This window comes from Hyphomicrobiaceae bacterium (assembly GCA_041397645.1).
In the GTDB taxonomy this organism is placed as follows: domain Bacteria; phylum Pseudomonadota; class Alphaproteobacteria; order Rhizobiales; family Hyphomicrobiaceae; genus Hyphomicrobium_B.
Genome location: JAWKWE010000006.1, coordinates 17,525 through 37,131, shown reverse-complemented (window position 1 = coordinate 37,131; position 19,607 = coordinate 17,525). Strand labels below are relative to the sequence as shown.

Sequence of the window (19,607 nt, the reverse complement as noted above, 5' to 3'; positions counted from 1 at the left end):
AAGCATTTACGTCGCTCGAAGGCCTCAGCGAGGCGGCGTTGCAGATCGCTCCAAGTCAAGGTTTGAATTGGCCTCGCCGTAACTACTCCGCAGCGGCTACCAAGGGCCGGCGGCGGCGCATGGCCGAATCTTCGAACAGCCAAGGTGTTTCGCCGCGTTCGATCATGTCCTCTAGAACTTGACGGTCTCGAAGTGTGTCCATCGACCGCCAGAAGCCTTCATATTTGTGCGCCATAAGGAGATTTTTCTCCACGAGCCGGCGGAAGGGTTGCATTACGAGTTCCTCGCCTTCGCGCATGTAATCGAAGATCTCCTTGCGGAAAATGAAGTAGCCGCCGTTGATCCAAAGATCGGATTGATCAGCAGGGCGCATCTCGCGAACCAAGCCGTCAGCGCCGATATCCGCAAAATGATAGGAGAGTGGCGGGCGGATCGAAAGGAAGCTTGCAACTTTATCACTTCTCTTGAATTTCTCGATCATTTCCGTCAGATCGACGTCCGTTAGCCCATCGCTGTAGTTGGCGAGAAAGATGTCTTCGTTCTCGACTTGCTCGCGAACAGCCCAAAGTCTTTCGCCGATGTTCCGCCATACCCCGGTATCTATGAGCGTGATTTTCCAATCTTCGGTCGGCTTCTTCATCAACTGCACGTTCCTGCCGTAGTCGGACACTATGCAATCGGAATAGATCTGCGGCTTATAATTGATGAAAAAATCTTTTACGATGTTGGCCTTGTAACCGAGACAGAGAACAAAATCCTTGAAACCATACTGGCTGTAGTACTGCATGACGTGCCACAGCATTGGCTGATAGCCGAGCGGTATCATTGGCTTTGGAATGCTGTCAGAATACTCGCGAATACGAGTGCCAAGGCCGCCGCAGAACAAAACGACTTTCATCACGCTACCCCACCTTAAACGCGAGCCCTGCCGATCGATTTTGCGCCAACAAACGGCAGGCCTGCCAAGTCCAGCAAACGCCGCCGCCGTATACCGGGGCAGAACGGGTAAACCGCTGAGATTCAATATGAGAAAGAATAGCTTCCTCAAAATTTGAGAGTAGAGCGATATTGGGTGAAATTGGGTGGCTCAGGAAGGAAGGCTGAAGGCAAAAAAGAGGTACGCTTGTGTTTGGCGCTACACCGTTTGTGCAGGGAGCGATCACCGCCAAGACCGAAAAATTTGAGCGTTGCACTGGTTTGCTGGACTGAACCTATTATCGGATTGAGAAGGACGAGTTCAGTGTAGCGATCTTGTTCCGTCGGCCGAAGAGCCTCCGAGCCCCACGCAGCAGGCTGCGAATCCAGCGGCGCTTCCAAAGAAACGTAATGGGCGGGAAGTGTCGATGAATTGAACGGCGCGACGCGGAAAACTGAAACGCCTCTCTAGCGTCCGGCTGCAGCCGGATGGTCTGCCATACGCCATACCAGAAGGCATACTCCCCCATTTTATTGCGTGCCAGTGATTTCAATTGCGCAGCATCGTGCAGTTTGCTCCCTTCATTTGCGAAGAAGGAGGCGAAGGCTCGCTCATGTTCCTCGAAATCTCGCACCGGCCGTTGATTGAAGGGTGATGACATCTGCTGGCTGTGCAGGCGGCGGATGCCCTGAACACGGTTGGTGCACGCCACGTCGCCGATCATCGCTAGCCGCAGATACATCTCAAAATCGCAAGTCCGCGGCAGGTTGTGGCGAAAATGACCAGCTTTTTTCTGGGCCGAAGTGCGCCTTATGACAGCCGGAGCGCCGATATCACAGAATGAATCCCAGCACGTACGGCGTATGAACGTTCCGCCTTTGGTTACCTGCCAATGTGTCGTTCCAGGATCGCTACGGCCGGAATCGAGCTGGTCACCCAGGAGTCGGCCTTCACAGCCGTATGCGAAGGCGACATTTGGGCTTTCGTCGAGGAATGCAACGGCCCGCTCCAGCGAGTTTGGCGCCAGTAGGTCATCGGCGTCGAGCAGTATGAAATAGTCGCCGGTGGCCCAATCGACCGCGCGATTATAAGAATCCAGATGACCGCGGTTTTGTTCGTTGAGAAAGAGCGTCACGCGGCTATCGCGTGCGGCGATCGTGCGAGCTATGTCCTGGCTGCCATCCGTCGAAGCGTTGTCAATTATGAGAAGCCGAATGTTGGCGAAGTCCTGTTTGAGGACACTCAGGGCGCTCATTTCTAGAAAGCGCGCATACTGATAGCTGGTGATGACCACATCAACGCTGGACATACCACGACTTCCTTGGGAGTTCTGTCTGAGAATGATCGAAATCTTGCGGAGGCATATTCAATACGACTTTTGATGCGCTGCCCGGCCTGCTAGCGCGCGAGCACCTCCTGTAGATGACCTTGCCGCGGCCGCTCCGACAAGGGGCAAAAAAGGGGTTCTTCGTGACCTGTCGAGAATGCCGTGCTGTAAGCAATACGAGGTAGCCTCGGAACGTCCGATGTCGGTGGCCCGACGACGTCCAGGTGAGGAGCTGCCCTGTTATTAATCAGCTGTCGGTTATTAATCATCAGTGCGGCGTCGCCTAGCACCCGGCCGTCCGTCCATCGTTAAGTCCATTGATTGATTGATCTCATGGAGGCTTGCCGAAAACTTGCGGTTCTCGGGCCGTCCTCCTACTGTTGCTGCGCGGCGAGCCGCGAATCTAATCTCTACGTCGCAACAAGTCTGGATTTGGGAATGATCGAGTTCTCTCTGGCTCAAGGAACGCAGCCAAAGTGCATACTTTTCCTGGGAGCCCACTGCGACGACATCGAAATCGGTTGTGGTGGGACAATTCTCACTCTCGTAGAGAAATGCCCGCAAACAAGAATTGTTTGTGTAACCTTGAGTTCAGATCCTCTTAGAGCACAAGAAACGCGCGACGCTACGTCGAGGCTGCTAGAGGGCGCCCGTTCTTCAGAAATCATTGTTGGGACATTCAAGGGAAGCTACTTCCCTTACATTGGCGACGTCATCAAAGATTACATCGAACAAATCAAAATTTCTCATCAGCCCGACGTTATATTTACGCACCGTCGGCATGACCTTCATCAGGATCACCGCATTACCAACGAACTGACCTGGAACACGTTCAGGGACCACCTGATCCTCGAGTACGAAATTACGAAATACGATGGTGATATAAGTGTGCCCAACACTTACGTGCCGCTCACGCGCGCGCAAATGCGCAGGAAGACGGACATCTTGATGGAGTGTTTTCCGAGCCAACATAAGCGTCAATGGTTCACGCGAGATACATTCGAAGCCATCGCGAGAATTCGTGGCATCGAGTGCAATGCTTCCGAAGGTTACGCGGAAGCGTTCTTCGGGAGAAAGATAAGGTTGAGTTTTGGAAGGTGAGGAACGTGATTACATCCTTCACCTCTCAATTGAGCGCTTAGCCGACCGTTCAACCCGCGCGCCGTAAGCAACCGATCGGCAGTTCTTTGAACTTTGCCTTCGTCGTGATTCTTGGTCAGCCTCTCCCTAATAACTTTAGAGTAGCCTCATACTTATTTGGCAGTTCGCTTTACCCGTTTGAGGCGTCGAGCCTTCTGCTGTTCTGCCGTAAGCAGAAGTTGACGGGGCGGGATTCGCCGAACGTCTACGGGTTGTGGGACGGACGGATCTGCCCAAAGCCACGCGGTTGGATCCCGCAAGGTGGCGCCGATTTTAGGCTCATCGTGCTGAGCGAGCGCCGGATTGTGAGAGACGTGAGTCGTGACAGACATGTCGTAAGTTTTACGGCCGAAACAACACGGATCTCGACGCAAGTCACCGCCGGCTCAAATCTGCGTGCGCTGTAAGTTGCATTCATATGTTGGAGTAATGTGTCATGACGGGAAATATCTATCTTGCGGGCACCGCGCTCAGCGTCAATGAGGCGGACGGTATCGTCTACGTACCGATAACGCGCACGGGAGATATTTCGGGTTCAGCGACGGTCACCTACGGTACGAACGAGTCAACGGCGACGAGCGGCCTTGACTTCATTGAAAACGACGGCACTGCAATCTTTCAACCGGGTCAATCGACGATCACGGTCCCCGTCACGATCGTCAACGACAATCTCTCGGAAACGACAGAAACGTTCAATTTCTCGCTTGAATTAGTAGATGCGAGCAGCACTCTCTTATTTCCCAGAACGGCTCGCATCGATATTATAGACGACGAAAATCCACCGCAGCCAGATCCCGCGATTCCGCCTTTGGTGTCCAACTATCAGGTCACCATGCAAACGGTCATTTCGGGATTGAACCAGCCGATCGCGTTTGAGTTTGTAAAGCCGTTGTCTACACCGCTTGAATTTGTGGCAGAGAAAGGCGGACGGATCAAAGTTTTCAACTCTGACACCGGCGCTTTCATTTCCACCTTCATAGATATTAGTGGACAGGTGAACCAGGCAGGCGATCGCGGGTTGCTCGACATCGCCGTGCATCCAGATTTCCTTCAGAACCCCTACATCTATGCATTCTACGTGGTTGATCCGCCTGATGCCGGCCCGCCAGGCGGTCCCGCGGGGCAGGACGGCCAGGGCAACAGATTTTCCTATCTGGTTCGCTATACGGCAGATGCGGCGACCGGCTACACAACCGTTGTTCCCGGGAGCGCGGTGATTTTGTTGGGCGGCGCCGGGATATCGTTGTCAGACATAAGTGGCGGCGGCGCACTCGACAGCACGGACCCGGCAAACATCAATCTGAGAGCGTCTGACGTTGATCCTGTGACAGGTGCTTACAAACAGGATTATATGAAGGTCGACTCCCTCTCTCATGCTGGAGGTTCACTGGTCTTTGGGCCAGATGGCGCGCTCTATGTCGGCGTGGGCGATGGCGTTTCTTACAATTACGCGGATCCGCGCGCGGTTAGTGTGCAAGATGTCAATAGTCTATCTGGCAAAATACTGCGCATTGATCCGCTGACTGGCGATGGCTTGCCGGACAACCCATTTGTTGTCCCCGGCGCATCCCTCGATACCAACGCCGCAAAGGTTTGGCAGCTTGGCTTGCGCAATCCTTATGCCACGACCTTCGGGCCGGATGGCCAACTTCTCATCAGTGAGACCGGCTGGTTCACTTATGAGGAAATCAACAAAGGAGGCGCTGGCAACAATTTCGGCTGGCCTTATTATGAAGGGGGTGACAACGGGGTATCGGAGAAGACGCCTCTCTATAGCGATTTTGCATCGGCGCAAGCTTTCTACTCGGCGGTTGCCAACGGCCAGATAGTAATAACGCCCGCTTACAGAGCCTTTGCGCATGACGACAACGCGCCCGGTTACCAGGTTCAGGCGATCGTCGGAGCGAACTCGATCTACACTGGGTCGGCCTACCCTGCAGTTTTCCAAAACGACTACTTCTTCACCGACATATCGCAAGGCGACATTTATACGGTTGATGCCTTCGACAGCACGGCCGTCAATTATATCTTCACGTCACCAACCGGTGTGGGGCCTGTCCACTTTGCTCAAGGCACCGACGGCTATATGTATTATGCCGATCTCTTTGCCGGCACGATTGGTCGATTTCTCATTGCGCCGAAGCCAACCGGTGGCACGTTGCCGACGTTTTCTACGATCGGGAACGCTGTGGCGCAATCGGGGACGTTTACGTACACGGTCACGCCGGACGCAGCGGTCCAGGCTGGAGGAGTGGTTCTTCAGGACCGGATCGATCTTACGAAGGCGTTCGATGTGACGTTTGAGATCAACGTCGGCACCAAGAACGCGAACGGTGCGGACGGCATGATGTTCGTGCTGCACAATGATGCCCGTGGTCTAGCCGCGCTCGGCGGTCTTGGCGGCGCGATGGGCGGACTGAACATTCAGAACGGCCTTGGGATTCAGTTCGATACCTATCAGAGCGCGGGTGACCCGAACGACATTGCCAACGATCACACCAGCCTGATCAATACCGACAGCGAGGCGATCGTCGGAACCATCAAGGATCTCGGTAACATCGAGGATGGAGCCTGGCATCAGGTCCATGTGACGTGGACAGGCACGACCCTGACCTACTCGTTCGACGGTGTGCAGGTAGCGAGCGTAACGCAGGATCTGGCGACGCAGTATCTGGGTGGTTCGCAATATGCATATATGGAGTTCACCGGCGCAACGGGCGGGCTCACCAACCTGCAACAGGTGCGCCTGCTCAGTCTCGACGCGACGGCTCAGAACGGCACGCATTTGACGACAAGTGGCGGCACCGCTCAGACAACGACGACGACAACGCTCGCGACGGCTAGCTTGCTTGCTTCGCCGGCGCTTACCAGTGACACAACAGTGACCACAACTGATGCGACGACGACAGATCCAACTCTGTTGGCTTTCACAGCATCAGCGAGCACGGACATCATCTCGTTTGATACCGCCAGAGCACCGACGCAGAGTGCGGTTCCTAACGCCGACGTCGGCACGGTAGATGCAAACTCGAACAGTCTGTCTGCGCAGTCGTCGAGCTCCGAACATGATTTGACGTCTGAGCTGCCGAACTCTGTGCCATTGACGACGGAGACCGATGTCTCAACGGTATGCGCATCCCATCACTGTTATGATCTGATGATCTAGAGCCGCAACGTCATCAGTTGCCGCCCAGAAGAAAACCAAAGCGATTTAAATCGCTTAGCGGTTGAGCAGCATCGCTTAGCGATACGTGATACTAAGGTCTGGCGATTCTAAGGGGCGTTGCTGTGTCGAGCAGTGAGCCCTAGGGGATGCGTCGTGTTGTTGGCCTCGCGACCGGCCAACGGCGCGACTGTGGGACTTTCGCCAAGCTGATTGAAATTAACATGAGGGTGGTGATTCTTGCCGTAGCCGCGGTGGGTATTCTGGCCGGGATGAAATTCCGAGTGCCAGCCGCTCTCGCTTTGTCGGCTGCCGTGACGCTTGCCAGCCTTTGTGAAGGCCTAATCTCTGGGCGTGGCCTTATCGAAATCGCTGGCACGATCATCTGCCTTGTGGCGATCCTGCAAGTTGGTTACTTGGCTGGCGTATACGGCTCTACACTTCTACGCCGCTTCTTCAAACGCCAGAACCGCAGGGACAGTTCTTAGTAGAAGGGCTATGTCCAACCCCATCGACCAACGGCGGACATAGAGGCTATCGAGCGCTACACGGTGACGATAGCTGAGGCGGCTGCGCCCGCTAACCTGCCAGATTCCCGTTAAGCCAGGCCGCACGCACAGATAATCAGACACATGCGTGCCGTAGCGCTCCAATTCAGCCGCAACAATTGGGCGCGGACCAACGCAGCTCATGTCGCCTCGCAAGACATTGAACAATTGTGGAAGTTCATCAATGCTCGATTTACGAAGCAGCTTGCCAAGCGGTGTTACACGCGGATCGTTCTTCAGCTTGCGCGTCTCGCGCCACTCGCGCGCGGCTGCGGGGTCGCATTCCAGATGCTGCTGAAGTATGGCGTCTCCATCGACGACCATTGAGCGAAATTTCAGGCACGGAAACGCTACGCCATTCGCTCCGACGCGCTGGTGTGCGAAAATTACGGGGCCACCGATGGTGAGCTTTATGAGCGCTGAAACGATCAGCATGATGGGAGCAAGGAGTATCAAGGCTGTGCCCGCCACTACGATATCGAGTATTCGCTTCTGGTAGCCGCCGAGTGTCGGTGACGCATGGAAAGTATCAATCGTCATAGGCCCTTCGCGCGCTGGCGACGGCTTCTCCCGTAGCGGCAATTCCCTGTTCACTACAGCGCTGAAATATTGCGTGCAAAGACCCATGAAGATGTTCTGAGCTTGGCGTTTCGCGTCCAAGTTCCCTTTTGGATCCGCTGATCGAATAGCAAAACGTTCGGACGAAACGGAAAATTTCGCAATGGGAGCGAACGGCGTAGACCGCTGATGCCTTGGGGTGCAAAGTTAATACTTTGGTGGATCAGTACGTATTGCAGTGCTGCTCGTCACTGTACGCTGCTCTCCTTATGACCGTCGCGCTGCCATCCAAACCGTTCGATATAGCGCGCGGGCGTAGGCCGAATGTTGGCGCCCTACACCGCGGCAGAATGCCGTGCCGCGTAAGCGTTGTGGTCTGATGGCGAAATTCTAGCGTGCCATTTGGTTGGCGATGAACGCGACTTGCGTGCGGTTCTTTGCGTCAAGTTTCTTCATTATGTTGCGAACATGCACTTTGACGGTGCTTTCACACATGTTGAGTTCGTACGCGATGGTCTTATTCGCCTTGCCGAGCCTAATGGCCTCGATCACGGCAGACTGTTTAGCGGTGAACATGCCCAGATCGGACTGCTTGTCGGTGGCGTTGGGCTTATGGGAGAGTTGAGAAGCAAGAAGAATCTCAGCCGGTATGAAAACGCCGCCTGAGCGAACGAAACTCAGGGCTTTGACAGTCATGTTTAGAGACAAGCTCGTAGGTATATATCCCTGGCAACCACGTGCGAGCAGACTGACCACGTAATCGGGACTCTCACTATCGCCCATGATCACCACAGGTGCCAGACCTTCGGTGCACGACAGCAGCGCGTTGATCTGTTGAGCTTCCTCGTCGCGGCTTAGACCCGAGACGCATAGAACGACGAGAGCCGCTGCCTGCCAATTCGGAATGTCGAACCAAGTTTCTACTTTTGGAAACGTGAGTATCGTATCGCCATTCGGTTCAGCGACTGCGTGCATAAGGCATTCGGCGTATAGCTGACTTCGATGAATGATGACGGTAGCGTGGTTCTGCGGGGAAACGGAAGCCTCTTTAGGGAAATCCCTTGCTGCCATACGCTCGAAATTTGCTGGATCAGAATGACTGGAGGAACTTTGCTCAAAATGCGAATGCGAACATCCAAGTGAGGTACACATGACTAGACCCCTTACTCTACAGCGCCGGGGTTTGCAGAATTTGGAGGATGCAACCGCCGGAGCCGAACTGGATATTCTTAAACTAGTCCTCATTTTTTTATTTTTCGAGCCCGGTGGGTATACTCAATTTGGAGATGGTACGATGGAAAATTCAGCGCGGCGAACGCCATGTGTCTGATTTTCAAGCAATGCCGCGGAATGCGCAGATCAAAAATATCGGTGCGCGCACCTGAGACGCTTTCAAAACTTTTGGTTTGGTGGCGGTACCTTGCCTGCAGAGAAGAACAAAGTGTCTCTCTATATATCTACACCCATAAATAGAAATTGGACCTGTTCGGCAGTTGGACATTCTTGAAGATTCGCCAAGAAATTCGCGCAATCGCCGAGCCTTCTGGGCTCGTCGCGGGTGCGTCTCCTTCTTTAGGTGCGGCGGAGGTCTACATCGATAGCCGTTGGAGGTTGGGGGGCTCCGCGTTCTAGCCGTATTTATTACGTTGATCTTACATGTTTCCGGTCGAGCATCTCGATACGATACTCACTGCGATTCAACAGCATTTGGCTCCCCACGGGTGGTTGTCTCTTGGGCCGTCCTCCGGTCAGGTATCAACAAGATGCGCAAGAGCAAATTTTCGGATGAGCAAATCAATGCAATTGTGAGTGAGCACGCTTCAGGTGCGACAGTTGGGGAGATTTGTCGGAAGTATGGGATCTCCAGCGCGACATTCTACAAATGGAAAGCCAAGGCCTCTGCTCAAGAAAAAGCGCCCAAGCGTCAGTCTCCGCCGCGGACGGTAGAGGCGTCTCAGGTACAGTCGCCTAGAGAGGCTGCTAAAGTAGATGCTGCGCTATCGGCACGAATTAAATCATTAGAGGAAGAGAATGCGAGGTTGCGCAATATGCTCATTACAGCGCTGCTAGAAGTGGCGATTTTGAAAGAGAAGCAGTGACCGACCAATCTAGCTGGCCGTTCTGCGGGCCAGCAGACGTTCATCCCTAACTTTGGGGCGCAATTTATGCGGCCGGCTCACTTCTTCATAGACGGCCCCGGTCTTCTGCAACATCGCGGAGGCGGTAAATTCCTCCATGAAGTGCTGGTGCCCTGCGGATCCCATGCGCTTGCGTAAACTTGGATCGAGCACCAAGCGCGCAAGAGCGTCTCTTAACGCATCGCTGTCGCCTTCGGGAGTGAGATAACCTGTAACGCCGTCAACGACCGCTTCGCCCACGCCGTCCACTTTGCTGGCCACAACGGGCAGTCCAGCCCTCATGGCTTCGAGAATGCTAATCGGAAAGCCTTCCCAATGGGAAGCCAAGACAAAGATATCGGAGGATGCGAGAATTTCAGCAATATCCAACCGCTGTCCGGCAAAACTGACCTTGGCGTCCAGTTCAGAGCGATGCACTTGATCTTCAATTGATTGTCGCAGCGGACCGTCGCCGACGAACATGAGTTGAAAAGGCATATCCAATCCGCGTACGGCGTCAACCAGCGTAGCTTGGTCCTTTTGCTCGCTGAAGCGGGCCACCATTACGATCCGCGGAACTGTGTTTCGGCCGTGCTCGGCGCGTGACGGGGTATCTCCTATACCATTGTAAATAGTGACCAGCTTGTCAGGAGAACAAATTCGGTTTCTGAGGGCGAGAGTGCGATTGGATCCGGAGACGGTCAGAATTTTACTGGATATCCGCCCGGCCAGTCTCTCGAGCGGAACCCCGATAAGCTTCCATTTCCGTGACGTACCTTCCGTGAAGCACCACGTATGCGCCGTGAAGACGGACGGCACGCGTGCCGCAGTTGCAGCGAGGCGGGCAATGAAACCGGCTTTCGAGGTATGCGCATGAACGATGTCAGGCCGGATTTTCCTGATAAGGCGATAACAGTTCCACAGCGCACGCAGATCATCTCGTGGCTGCATGGGTTGGACGAGGCCGGTTAGGACGTGGCATTTAATACCAAGCTTGGCAGCTTCGTCGGTAAGATAGCCAGTATCGCCGCAGGCCAGCTCGATGTCTGCGCGATCCCGAAAGCCGCGCATTAGTTCAACCAAGTGCGTTTGGCCGCCACCCAGCTCGGCGCGTGTAATCACATACAGGATCTTCATCAACGCCTTTCTTCAGAAACGCAGCAGAATCTCGCGCGTCGCATCTGCGCTGCGGTCCCAAGTGAAATTTTGGGCTCTTTCCAGGCCGCGTTTGCTTAGATCGTGACGCAGGGCTTCATTCTCGACGACTGCTACAATGCTCTCTGCAATCGAGCCTATGTCTAGAGGATCGACGAGTACCGCGGCGTCTCCCACGACCTCTTGAAGAGATGTGCTGGCCGAAGTTACGACGGCCGTCCCGCAGGCCATGGCTTCCAGCGGCGGCAGGCCGAATCCTTCGTAAAGCGAGGGGTAAACCAGCGCCAGCGCGCCGGAATACAGCGCGGGAAGCTGCTCTTGGTTCACATACCCGGTAAAATGGACACGCTCTGGAATTTCACTCAAGCCGGCGCTCGAAAAGACTTTCGATGCCCCGACCTTGCCAGATATGACAAGCTCAACCTCGTCGGGCAATTGTCGACTAATGAGATCCCAGGCCTGCAGCAGCCTTGGAACGTTTTTGCGCGGTTCGAGTGAACCAAGGCAAAGGATATAGTTTTTGCTCTTTATGCCGAGAGCCTCGCGCACGTTATCGATTTCAGCTTCGGTGCGCGGTCGGAACTGATCATCGACGCCGTTCCATACGACTGAAATCTTCGACTGATCGACGCCGAATTTCTCGACAATGCGCTCTTTCGTGAACTGCGACACCGCGATTAGATGGTCTACGCGCTTCAATAGGCGTGGCAGTAGCCACGCGTACCAAGCAGCGAACCGAGGGTTGAACCACTCGGGATGTTCAACGGGGATGATGTCGTGCATTGTGCAGACTTGGCGCTGGACGGCGATCGGTCCGGTGTTGTTCGGGCTCCAGAGCAAACGGCCGCGGGAGGCGGCAGGCAGATAGAACTGCTCCCAGAGGTGCCCCTCCGGTCCGCTCAACGGTCGACTTGGACGGACGACGTCGAGATCTCCCGACATCCGTTTGACCATCTCCAAACCGTAGCGCTGCATTCCGGTCGGAATGTGCGAGTAGAAGCGTGCGTTCAAAGTGATGTTTTGCATTCGGGCCTCTGCATCAATCCAATCGCCGCGGCTCTTTTTTCCCCAAAAAATAAAGCGGGCCATGCTCAGCAGCATGGGGCAAGTTTGTTGCCGCGCACCAGGGTTGATATAGGAGGAAGCTCAATCGGATCGGAGCTAGAGGACCACCGCACATTTGCTACCAAGCTACATCAAAAGGCGCAGCGCGATACGATTTTGGCGTAGCTCGGCTGCGCTGACGTGCACATTTACTGTCGATTAAAAACGTCCCCGCCGCGAACAAAAGTGGCGCTTGCTTTGGGCGCGGTGATGATAGAGTCAGCGCTAAGTTAGAATTTCCGCGCACTGAACGGGCAGGAACTTCGAATAGTCGGCGCGAGAGTCAGCATGCGTTATCTAAAAACTAGCCTGCATGGCGCGGTATTGATCGAGCCGGAGCGTCATGCCGACAGCCGGGGTTTTTTCGCCCGCACGTTCTGCATTCGAGAATTCGCAGACCAAGGTCTTGAGACAAGGTTCGTACAGCACAGCTGCTCGTTCTCTGCCAAGCGAGGCACCTTGCGCGGCATGCATTTCCAGCTACAGCCGCACGGTGAAGTGAAGGTTGTTAGATGCGTCTCGGGAGCGATTCACGATGTGATCGTTGATCTGAGACCAAATTCGCCGACTTATCGAAAATGGGAAGCCTTCGAGCTTTCGGCCGCCAACGGTTGCAGCCTTTATGTCCCGGAGGGCTTTGCACACGGTTTTCAGACGCTCAGTGACGACACTGAAGTCAACTATCTGATTTCGGCATTCTATGAACCATCCGCTTCGACAGGCATTCGCTTTGACGATCCTGCAATTTCCATCAATTGGCCGCTTGAGGTCAGTGTTATCTCAGAACGCGATCTCGCCTGGCCTTCGATGGATGAGATCGAAGCTAAGGTATAATGAGAATAATGAAGGGTCCGCCGGGAAACGAGAAGCCTGTACCAGTGAAATGAAAAAATTATGATGGACGGGTCTCTAGGATCACGCCGCGGCCCGATCTGTGTGGCGCAGACTCTGGTCGAGCACACCGTCGTTAATCAGTTTCTTGACATGACTGATGCGTTGATAGCGAGGTCCCTCGAACTCTTCGAGCGTCAAGCCAGATGACTTGTATGCCTGATAGAGTTGCTCAGCGCCCTTTCGTGCGTCCCATTGTGGTTTGAAGTCGGGCAGGATACGAGCGATCTTCTCGAAGCTCACGCGATAGCAGCGCTTGTCCGGGCCGGCGTCCTCGGCAAACTGCACCCTGCAATCAGGAACGACCTCGGCGACGATGTTGGCAATTTCGCTGATGCGGTAGTTCTGGGAGGTGTGCCCGACGTTGAAGGCTTCCTTGAATACCGCTTCGCGCGGTGCTGCAAGTGCCGCGATGAAAGCGCGCGAGATGTCTTCGATGTGAACGATTGGGCGCCACGGTGTTCCGTCGGATTTCAAATAAATCAGCCCTTTGGTGACGGCCCATGCAACGAGATTGTTGAGTACGATGTCAAAGCGCATGCGCGGCGAAAGGCCATATGCCGTTGCCGGACGCATGAACGTCGGGCAGAAATCGTCGTCAGCTAACGGCGCTATATCGCGTTCTGCCCAAACCTTCGATTGGCCGTAGGCCGTTACCGGATTGAGGTCGCCTGTCTCATCTATCAGGTTGTCGCCGGCCAAACCGTAGTTGCTGCACGATGAAGCCATGATGAAACGGCCGACACCGGCACTTTTCGCAAGTTTCGCAAGGCTGACGCTGGCGCGGTGATTGATTTCGAAAGTGACGTCCGGGTTCAGATCGCTCAGGGGATCGTTGGAGAGCGCCGCAAGGTGGATTACTGCGTCGATGCCCTTCAGATCGCGTCGCTCCAGATCGCGTACATCCTTGTGCAGCCAGGGCACGTCTGCAATCGGGCCACCGACGTCGAAACTGCACCGCTGGTAGATATTGCTATCGCAGCCCAATACGTCGTGGCCGGCGGCGATCAGCGCAGGCGCCATGATCGTACCGATGTAGCCAAGATGACCGGTAAGCAGAACTCTCATAATCTAGTCTCTCTCGTGCGCATTAATTCGAGAATGGTTAGTCGCTTTCGACGACTAAGCGAGAAACGCGAGGGGCCCGAGGCTGGGTCTCCGCGTTGGAAGATAGTCCCATCACACTATCAATTCTTGCGCCCGCCTTTGAACGGCGACCTCCGACGTATCGAGGTACCCAAACGACGTAGCAGACGTACAGAAGATCTAGCTCACCATTGGAGGAGTTGCCGGGATCTGTAAAAACCGCCGGTGGGTCCATCTGAAGGAAGAGTCGCGAGCCAGATGGCTGTGTCTGCTCCTTCCTCCGCCGTCAGCGGCGCAGCGTTGCCGCCCATGGCGGTGCGTATCCAGCCCGGGCACATGCAGTTAATTTTGATGTTCTGCTGCGCATATTCGGCGGCCACGGCTCGGGTGAGGCTGTTGAGGGCAGTTTTAGATATGCGATAGGCTGCAAGCCCCTGCCGCAGTTCCTGGAGCTGCCCCGCTCTCGACGACACGTTGACGATGCGCCCGTAGTTGTTTTCGGCCATGTGAGGCAACACGGCTTGCATCATGCGCATCGGGCCAAGTGTGTTCGTTGAGAACGTTTTGAGTGCGACCTCGGGCGAGATTGAGAGAAAAGTGGAGAGGATTGGATTTAGGCTTTCGATGGCGATCCCGGCATTGTTGATCAGGATTTCGATGTTCCCGAAATCTGCCGTGACACGGCTGACGGCTTCACTGACGCTGTCGGCAAGGTCAACATCGAGAACAACGCTGGCCGTCTGGAAACCATTGGACGTTAGCTCGGCGGCAGCGTCGGCACCCTTCTTTTCGTCGCGCGCTCCGATAATCGTGCGCATACCAAGGCGCGAGAGCTGCCTGGCGATTTCCTTTCCAAGACCCCGGTTGCCGCCGGTGACGAGAGCAACTGAGTTTGTTCTCACTACAAAGACCGTCCTCTCAAATGGCCCTCTTTTTATCTGAGGCTCCTCGCTACAGACTCTCGTTTTGTGGAAAAGCACGCCTTCTTGGAGACTGAGTACACAGATTGATGCGCCCGGTGTGGTGGGCCCGCAAGACCTCCTGTTGGGGGCTTGCAGCCCGACGAGTTAAACGTGAGGCGCCAAAAGCCGCATCTGCAATAGTGTGAGAGGTTGTTTGCTTAGCTAATATGCACGCAAAAGTTGTGCGTAATTGACGCAACGACAGTTGGCTTGGATTCGCCAATATTGCTTTTGAGTTTGCGGTGCACTACGAGCCCCGGCAAGGGCAGGGCAAGAAACTCTCTAAACTTGGATTGCATGATGACGTTCGCAACCAACGGGCCAGGGCGCGGGGCTTCTAAGCTCTGGAGGTCTGGGGTCCGGAAGGGTTTCTGGAAAATCGTTGACTAAACAATAGGTTAGGTTAGCGAATAGCCCAGTCCCAGGTCTGGCTTCGGTCGGTAGGCTGTCGAGTTAGAGATCGTAGAACTTGCCTGAGGCCGAACTGGATGAGACGAGGCAGCCGAGTCACTGCGCGCATGATCGTTTCTCCTAAAAGTAAGAAACTGGGGCGTCTACGCGCGACTGTCCGCCAACAAGGATACCGGCGGAGCCCATGTTGACAACGAAATAATGTGGTGCCTCCCATTGTTTGTTGACACATGATGCGCTAGACCCTCCTCCAAACCGTCCATCTTGGGCCTTCCCTTTGGCGAAGTGCCTGATTGCAATTGAAGAACTGGTGTCGTTATGAAAGTCAGAAACTCTTTGAAATCCCTGCGCTCGCGGCACCGCGATAACCGCGTCGTGCGCCGCAAGGGCCGCGTCTACGTCATCAACAAGACGCAGAAGCGCTTCAAGGCTCGCCAGGGCTAAGCGCCTGATCACGCTGTTTTACGCGCGGCGCTGGGCCTCACGGCCCAGCTTTGCTGTGCGCACATGCTCGTGCTTTTGGCTAAATTAAAATTCTGTACTTTGACGCTCCAAGCGCCTTTGGCTAGGTTTGCAGGCATGAAAAAGCGCGCCCAACTCCTGCTCGGTTGTTCCTTTCTGTCGCTCGCCGCTTTGGCTGCGACGCCATCAATAGCTGAGGAGCCCAAGCCTCCGGCAGTTGCCGACGCCCCAAATGGGGCGGCGCCGAACGATCCTGCGGAGCCCGGAGCCAAAGAGGCACCTGCACCAGCGCCTGAAATTGACGGTCCCGGTTTGCGCGAGCGCTATCGTTCGGCGCGAAAGGGCTATCAGGGTGATCCTGGCTTGATGGGCCTGAATTTCCCGCGCAACCAGGACGAGGCGACACTCGTCCTGGGAAAGCTGTTTGCCGCGCTGTCGAAGATGGAAGATCCTCTCCTTGCGACCAAAGTGATGGAGACGATCGAGCGGATTTGGCGGCTGCCCGGCGGCGATACCGTCAATCTCCTGCTTGATCGGGCCGCCGACGCCGCGAACAAGAACAATCCTGAACTTGCACTCAAGCTGCTTGATGCGGCTGTCGATCTGGCGCCGGACTACGCCGAAGCCTGGAGCCGTCGCGCATTTGTCTATTATCTGAGGGGCGATACCCCGCGCGCGCTTGGCGATTTGCGCCGTACCCTTGCCCTTGAGCCCAATCACTTCAAGGCCCTTGAAGGCCTTTCCAAGATTCTCGAGGAGCAGGGGCAGAAGAAGGGCGCACTCAAGGCGCTAGAGCAGCTCTATCGTATCAATCCGAATACGCCCGGCGCGAAGACCTCGATCGACAACCTCAAGAAGGAAGTAGAGGGTCAGGGCATCTAATCGCGGGACGGGTCGGAAGTTTCGGACCTCGATCGCCCGCGCCCTCTTGGCGAGAGATTCCTCTTTCAACAAAAAGAGCGGCCGAGAGGCCGCTCTTTTCGTTTGTCTGTTTTTAGTCTGATGAAAACCGCGCGAGCGCTACGGTTTTATCAGTAGAAGTACCAATACCAGCCGCCACGACGACGACGACGCCGACGGCGCCGACGAGCACGTCTACGACGGCGATAACGGTATGCGTGTGCGGGTGTCGAAGCAGCCGTTAAGGTTGCGACACTCGTCACGCCCGCGATGCCAAGCGCGGTTGCGCCCATAGAGCCAATCGTGCTGACACCGTATGCGACCATCATTGCGACGACCGCGACAGTGCCCACGACGACCTTGCGGACGTTGCGCGCGATGGTCATGCCGAAGGTCGAGACCTTCTGCACTGCACCACGTGGGTTGGACGTAATTTCTTTCATTTCACCGCCTTTCTCTCAATACCGCTACTGACGCGTAGCGACGTCTTAAAGAGTGCTTGGCCATGCGCCGAATGCACGGCAAAAAGGTGCTCGGTTCTTGAAATCTTGGGACTTGGCTCCACCCTGAATTAGTAAATTGGGAAAAAACGGAAACCAATATCGTCAGATCACAACCTCTAAGCTTACAGACAGGACGCTGTCTCGACAACCCGTCACCGCAGGGCTTGGGTAATCACATTTACCTTCCATATTTTGCCACTGATACGCGGCAATCTAATATGCTCATGCTGCACGTGCTCAGCCGCACAGCAATCGTAGAGCTTTGTTTGATAGGAGAACTTATTCACCTCACAATTCCTCACAAAAACTTATCCGCGAGAGAGCCAAGCACTTCGGTGATCCTCGCGGTCGTCAACTGTTTACTCCCGTAAAGCTGGATAGTTTCCTCGATGTCGAAAAAACATACGTATGTTCTTGGTATCAATGGCTACGATCACGACGTGAGCGCATGTTTGCTGCGCGATGGGAAAATCGCCTACGCGATCGAAAAGGAACGCATTACACGCCAGAAGCACGCGACGGGCTTCTTCAAGGAAGTCGTCGATTATTGTCTCAATGCTGAGGGTATCACCCTCGACGATGTCGATCTGGTGGTTCGCAACTGCTACGTCCTGCCGATGGAGGATCTTGAAACTCGCTTGGCTTACGAAAGCGTACCGGAGTTCTTGAGCGACGAAGAGCGTGTGCAGGCCAAGGTCCATCCACTCTATCTGCCTAAATCTGACAAAGTCATCACGCTGTCTCATCATCTCGCTCACGCCTACAGCGCATTTGCTGCCTGCCCGTTCAATGAGGGCGTGATCATGATCGTCGACGGCGTTGGAAGCTATGCCGTGGATGTCAAGGAACCCGGCCAGATGACTGAAGGGGCGACGCCGCTGGCGCGCGAGTCGGAGAGCTATTACGCATTCAAGGGTAGCGAACTCACAACCTTGAAGAAGGTATGGCTTGAGCCTGTCCGTGGTTTCTTGAGCGATGAGTTCTTTTTCATGGAGGGGCTGGGTGCGATCTACAGCCGGGTCTCCAGTTACATCTTCGCTGACTGGAACAAGTGCGGAGAGATTATGGGCTTGGCGCCCTACGGACGTCCTGACGCTTTCCAGCCTCTCATAAATATCAAGGATGGTGAGATCTCTGTTCCGGAATGGACGGCGGATTTCAACAAGGCATGGGCCCCGGAAGTCGATCCCAATTGGGAAGCGAGCCCTGACGTCAAGCACTGGGAGGATATGGCTTGGCGCGTGCAGGACGATACTGAGAAGGTTCTTCTGGAACGCGCTCGATGGCTGCGCGAGAAGACCGGCGCGAAGTACCTTTGCATCGCCGGCGGGGTCGGCCTCAATTGCGTTGCCAACGGCAAGCTCGCCGAGTTGTCGGGATTTGAAGATATCTGGGTTCAGCCGGCTGCCGGTGATGATGGCATTGCGATCGGCTGCGCTTTGTACGGTTGGCTTGAGATCCTCAAGAAGCCGCGCGGCTATGTCATTAACGACGCTTATTTCGGTAAGGACTACGCACCAGAGATTTCGCGCAAGGCAGTCGACAATCCGCGCGTAAAAATCGAAACGGCGGTCAAAGACAGCGATGATATCTGCGCAGAGACGGCGCGCTTGTTGTCGGAGGGCAAAGTCTTTGGATGGTTCCAGGGACGCTCCGAATTTGGTCCAAGATCGCTCGGCAATAGGTCCATCCTGGCCGATCCACGCACTGCTGAGATGAAGGACATCCTCAACAAGCGCGTGAAATTCCGTCAGGCGTTTCGCCCGTTCGCGCCCATCGTGCTTGCCGAGCGTGCCAAGGAAATTTTCGAAGGTGAAATCGATTCACCATTCATGCTCATGGCCATGAAGGTGAGGCCGGAGTGGAAGGATAAAATTCCGGCGATTGTGCACGTCGATGGCACGGCGCGCGTGCAGACAGTACGTGAAGATCAAAATCCCAAGCTGCACAGGCTCTTGAAGGAGTTCGACAAGATCACCGGCGTTCCGGTCCTGATCAATACTTCGTTCAACGTGAAGGGCGAACCGATCGTCGAGTCGCCTCAGGACGCGATCAATTGTTTTTTGGGGACCGGTATCGACTATCTCGCGCTTCACGACATGCTGATTGAGAAGAACAAGATGCATGGCATCATGCTGCCCATGCGCAAGACTTACAAAGAGATCTCCGAGATGGTACGTCGTGGTCTGATGGTTGAAGACTGATAAGCTACGGCGAGGCGTGATGAAAGAAAAACGCGGTGGGTGACGATCCGCCGCGTTTTTGCTTCACACTATTATATTACGGGCAGAACCAAACCGGCCCAACGATGACACAACCACGCGCTCTCCATCCCCGCGGACGGTAGTGATAGCGGTGCCATCC

At 55.0% G+C, this 19,607-nt stretch carries 17 protein-coding genes; 8 read left to right on the top strand and 9 right to left on the bottom strand.

Annotation, left to right across the window (positions count from 1 at the left end; all coding sequences use genetic code 11):
• Positions 1-82: 82 nt before the first annotated feature.
• The gene (locus R3D51_16205) at positions 83-898 is read right to left on the bottom strand and encodes a sugar phosphate nucleotidyltransferase (protein ID MEZ5901026.1); all 816 of its coding nucleotides are present in this window, start codon (positions 896-898) and stop codon (positions 83-85) included.
• A 316-nt stretch (positions 899-1,214) separates the two neighbouring features.
• The gene (locus tag R3D51_16200; protein ID MEZ5901025.1) at positions 1,215-2,225 is read right to left on the bottom strand and encodes a glycosyltransferase; all 1,011 of its coding nucleotides are present in this window, start codon (positions 2,223-2,225) and stop codon (positions 1,215-1,217) included.
• Positions 2,226-2,681: 456 nt separating this feature from the next.
• On the opposite strand from R3D51_16200, the gene R3D51_16195 reads away from it, so the two are divergent.
• From R3D51_16195 to R3D51_16185, 3 genes are all read left to right on the top strand, one after another.
• Positions 2,682-3,344, top strand: coding sequence for a PIG-L deacetylase family protein (locus R3D51_16195; GenBank protein ID MEZ5901024.1), 663 nt, complete (start codon positions 2,682-2,684; stop codon positions 3,342-3,344).
• A gap of 475 nt (positions 3,345-3,819) precedes the next feature.
• Positions 3,820-6,549, top strand: coding sequence for a PQQ-dependent sugar dehydrogenase (locus R3D51_16190; GenBank protein MEZ5901023.1), 2,730 nt, complete (start codon positions 3,820-3,822; stop codon positions 6,547-6,549).
• Between the two features lie 146 nt (positions 6,550-6,695).
• Positions 6,696-7,034: a hypothetical protein gene (locus tag R3D51_16185; protein MEZ5901022.1), complete on the top strand. Its 339-nt coding sequence runs from the start codon at positions 6,696-6,698 to the stop codon at positions 7,032-7,034.
• Here the strand turns inward: R3D51_16185 and R3D51_16180 are convergent.
• Both R3D51_16180 and R3D51_16175 read right to left on the bottom strand, forming a co-directional pair.
• Positions 6,990-7,634, bottom strand: a complete 645-nt coding sequence (locus tag R3D51_16180) for a sugar transferase (GenBank protein ID MEZ5901021.1) — start codon at positions 7,632-7,634, stop codon at positions 6,990-6,992. The two genes, R3D51_16185 and R3D51_16180, sit on opposite strands and share 45 nt — an antisense overlap.
• Before the next feature lie 408 nt (positions 7,635-8,042).
• Complete coding sequence (locus tag R3D51_16175) at positions 8,043-8,723, bottom strand: response regulator transcription factor (protein MEZ5901020.1); 681 nt, start codon at positions 8,721-8,723, stop codon at positions 8,043-8,045.
• Positions 8,724-9,415: 692 nt separating this feature from the next.
• On the opposite strand from R3D51_16175, the gene R3D51_16170 reads away from it, so the two are divergent.
• Entirely contained in the window at positions 9,416-9,751 is a 336-nt protein-coding gene (locus R3D51_16170; protein MEZ5901019.1) for a transposase, read from the top strand.
• Between the two features lie 9 nt (positions 9,752-9,760).
• On the opposite strand, the gene R3D51_16165 is transcribed toward R3D51_16170, so the two are convergent.
• The gene (locus R3D51_16165) at positions 9,761-10,906 is read right to left on the bottom strand and encodes a glycosyltransferase family 4 protein (GenBank protein ID MEZ5901018.1); all 1,146 of its coding nucleotides are present in this window, start codon (positions 10,904-10,906) and stop codon (positions 9,761-9,763) included.
• 12 nt (positions 10,907-10,918) lie between these two features.
• The gene (locus R3D51_16160) at positions 10,919-11,950 is read right to left on the bottom strand and encodes a glycosyltransferase family 1 protein (protein MEZ5901017.1); all 1,032 of its coding nucleotides are present in this window, start codon (positions 11,948-11,950) and stop codon (positions 10,919-10,921) included.
• A gap of 366 nt (positions 11,951-12,316) precedes the next feature.
• Here R3D51_16160 and rfbC point away from each other — a divergent pair, with 366 nt between their 5' ends.
• Positions 12,317-12,862, top strand: a complete 546-nt coding sequence (rfbC, locus tag R3D51_16155; GenBank protein MEZ5901016.1) for a dTDP-4-dehydrorhamnose 3,5-epimerase — start codon at positions 12,317-12,319, stop codon at positions 12,860-12,862.
• An 81-nt stretch (positions 12,863-12,943) separates the two neighbouring features.
• Here rfbC and R3D51_16150 read toward each other — a convergent pair whose 3' ends face one another.
• Together R3D51_16150 and R3D51_16145 are read right to left on the bottom strand one after the other, a co-directional pair.
• A complete protein-coding gene (locus tag R3D51_16150) occupies positions 12,944-13,987 on the bottom strand; it encodes an NAD(P)-dependent oxidoreductase (GenBank protein MEZ5901015.1) in 1,044 nt (347 codons plus the stop codon).
• Positions 13,988-14,190: 203 nt separating this feature from the next.
• Positions 14,191-14,907 carry an SDR family NAD(P)-dependent oxidoreductase gene (locus R3D51_16145; GenBank protein MEZ5901014.1) on the bottom strand — a complete coding sequence of 239 codons (717 nt, stop codon included), beginning with the start codon at positions 14,905-14,907 and terminating at the stop codon, positions 14,191-14,193.
• Positions 14,908-15,696: 789 nt separating this feature from the next.
• Here R3D51_16145 and ykgO point away from each other — a divergent pair.
• Positions 15,697-15,822, top strand: coding sequence for a type B 50S ribosomal protein L36 (ykgO, locus tag R3D51_16140; protein ID MEZ5901013.1), 126 nt, complete (start codon positions 15,697-15,699; stop codon positions 15,820-15,822).
• Between the two features lie 135 nt (positions 15,823-15,957).
• The gene (locus R3D51_16135; GenBank protein ID MEZ5901012.1) at positions 15,958-16,722 is read left to right on the top strand and encodes a tetratricopeptide repeat protein; all 765 of its coding nucleotides are present in this window, start codon (positions 15,958-15,960) and stop codon (positions 16,720-16,722) included.
• Positions 16,723-16,871: 149 nt separating this feature from the next.
• Here R3D51_16135 and R3D51_16130 read toward each other — a convergent pair whose 3' ends face one another.
• Entirely contained in the window at positions 16,872-17,183 is a 312-nt protein-coding gene (locus tag R3D51_16130; GenBank protein MEZ5901011.1) for a hypothetical protein, read from the bottom strand.
• 449 nt (positions 17,184-17,632) lie between these two features.
• Here R3D51_16130 and R3D51_16125 point away from each other — a divergent pair, with 449 nt between their 5' ends.
• Positions 17,633-19,447, top strand: a complete 1,815-nt coding sequence (locus tag R3D51_16125; GenBank protein ID MEZ5901010.1) for a carbamoyltransferase C-terminal domain-containing protein — start codon at positions 17,633-17,635, stop codon at positions 19,445-19,447.
• Positions 19,448-19,607: the final 160 nt, after the last annotated feature.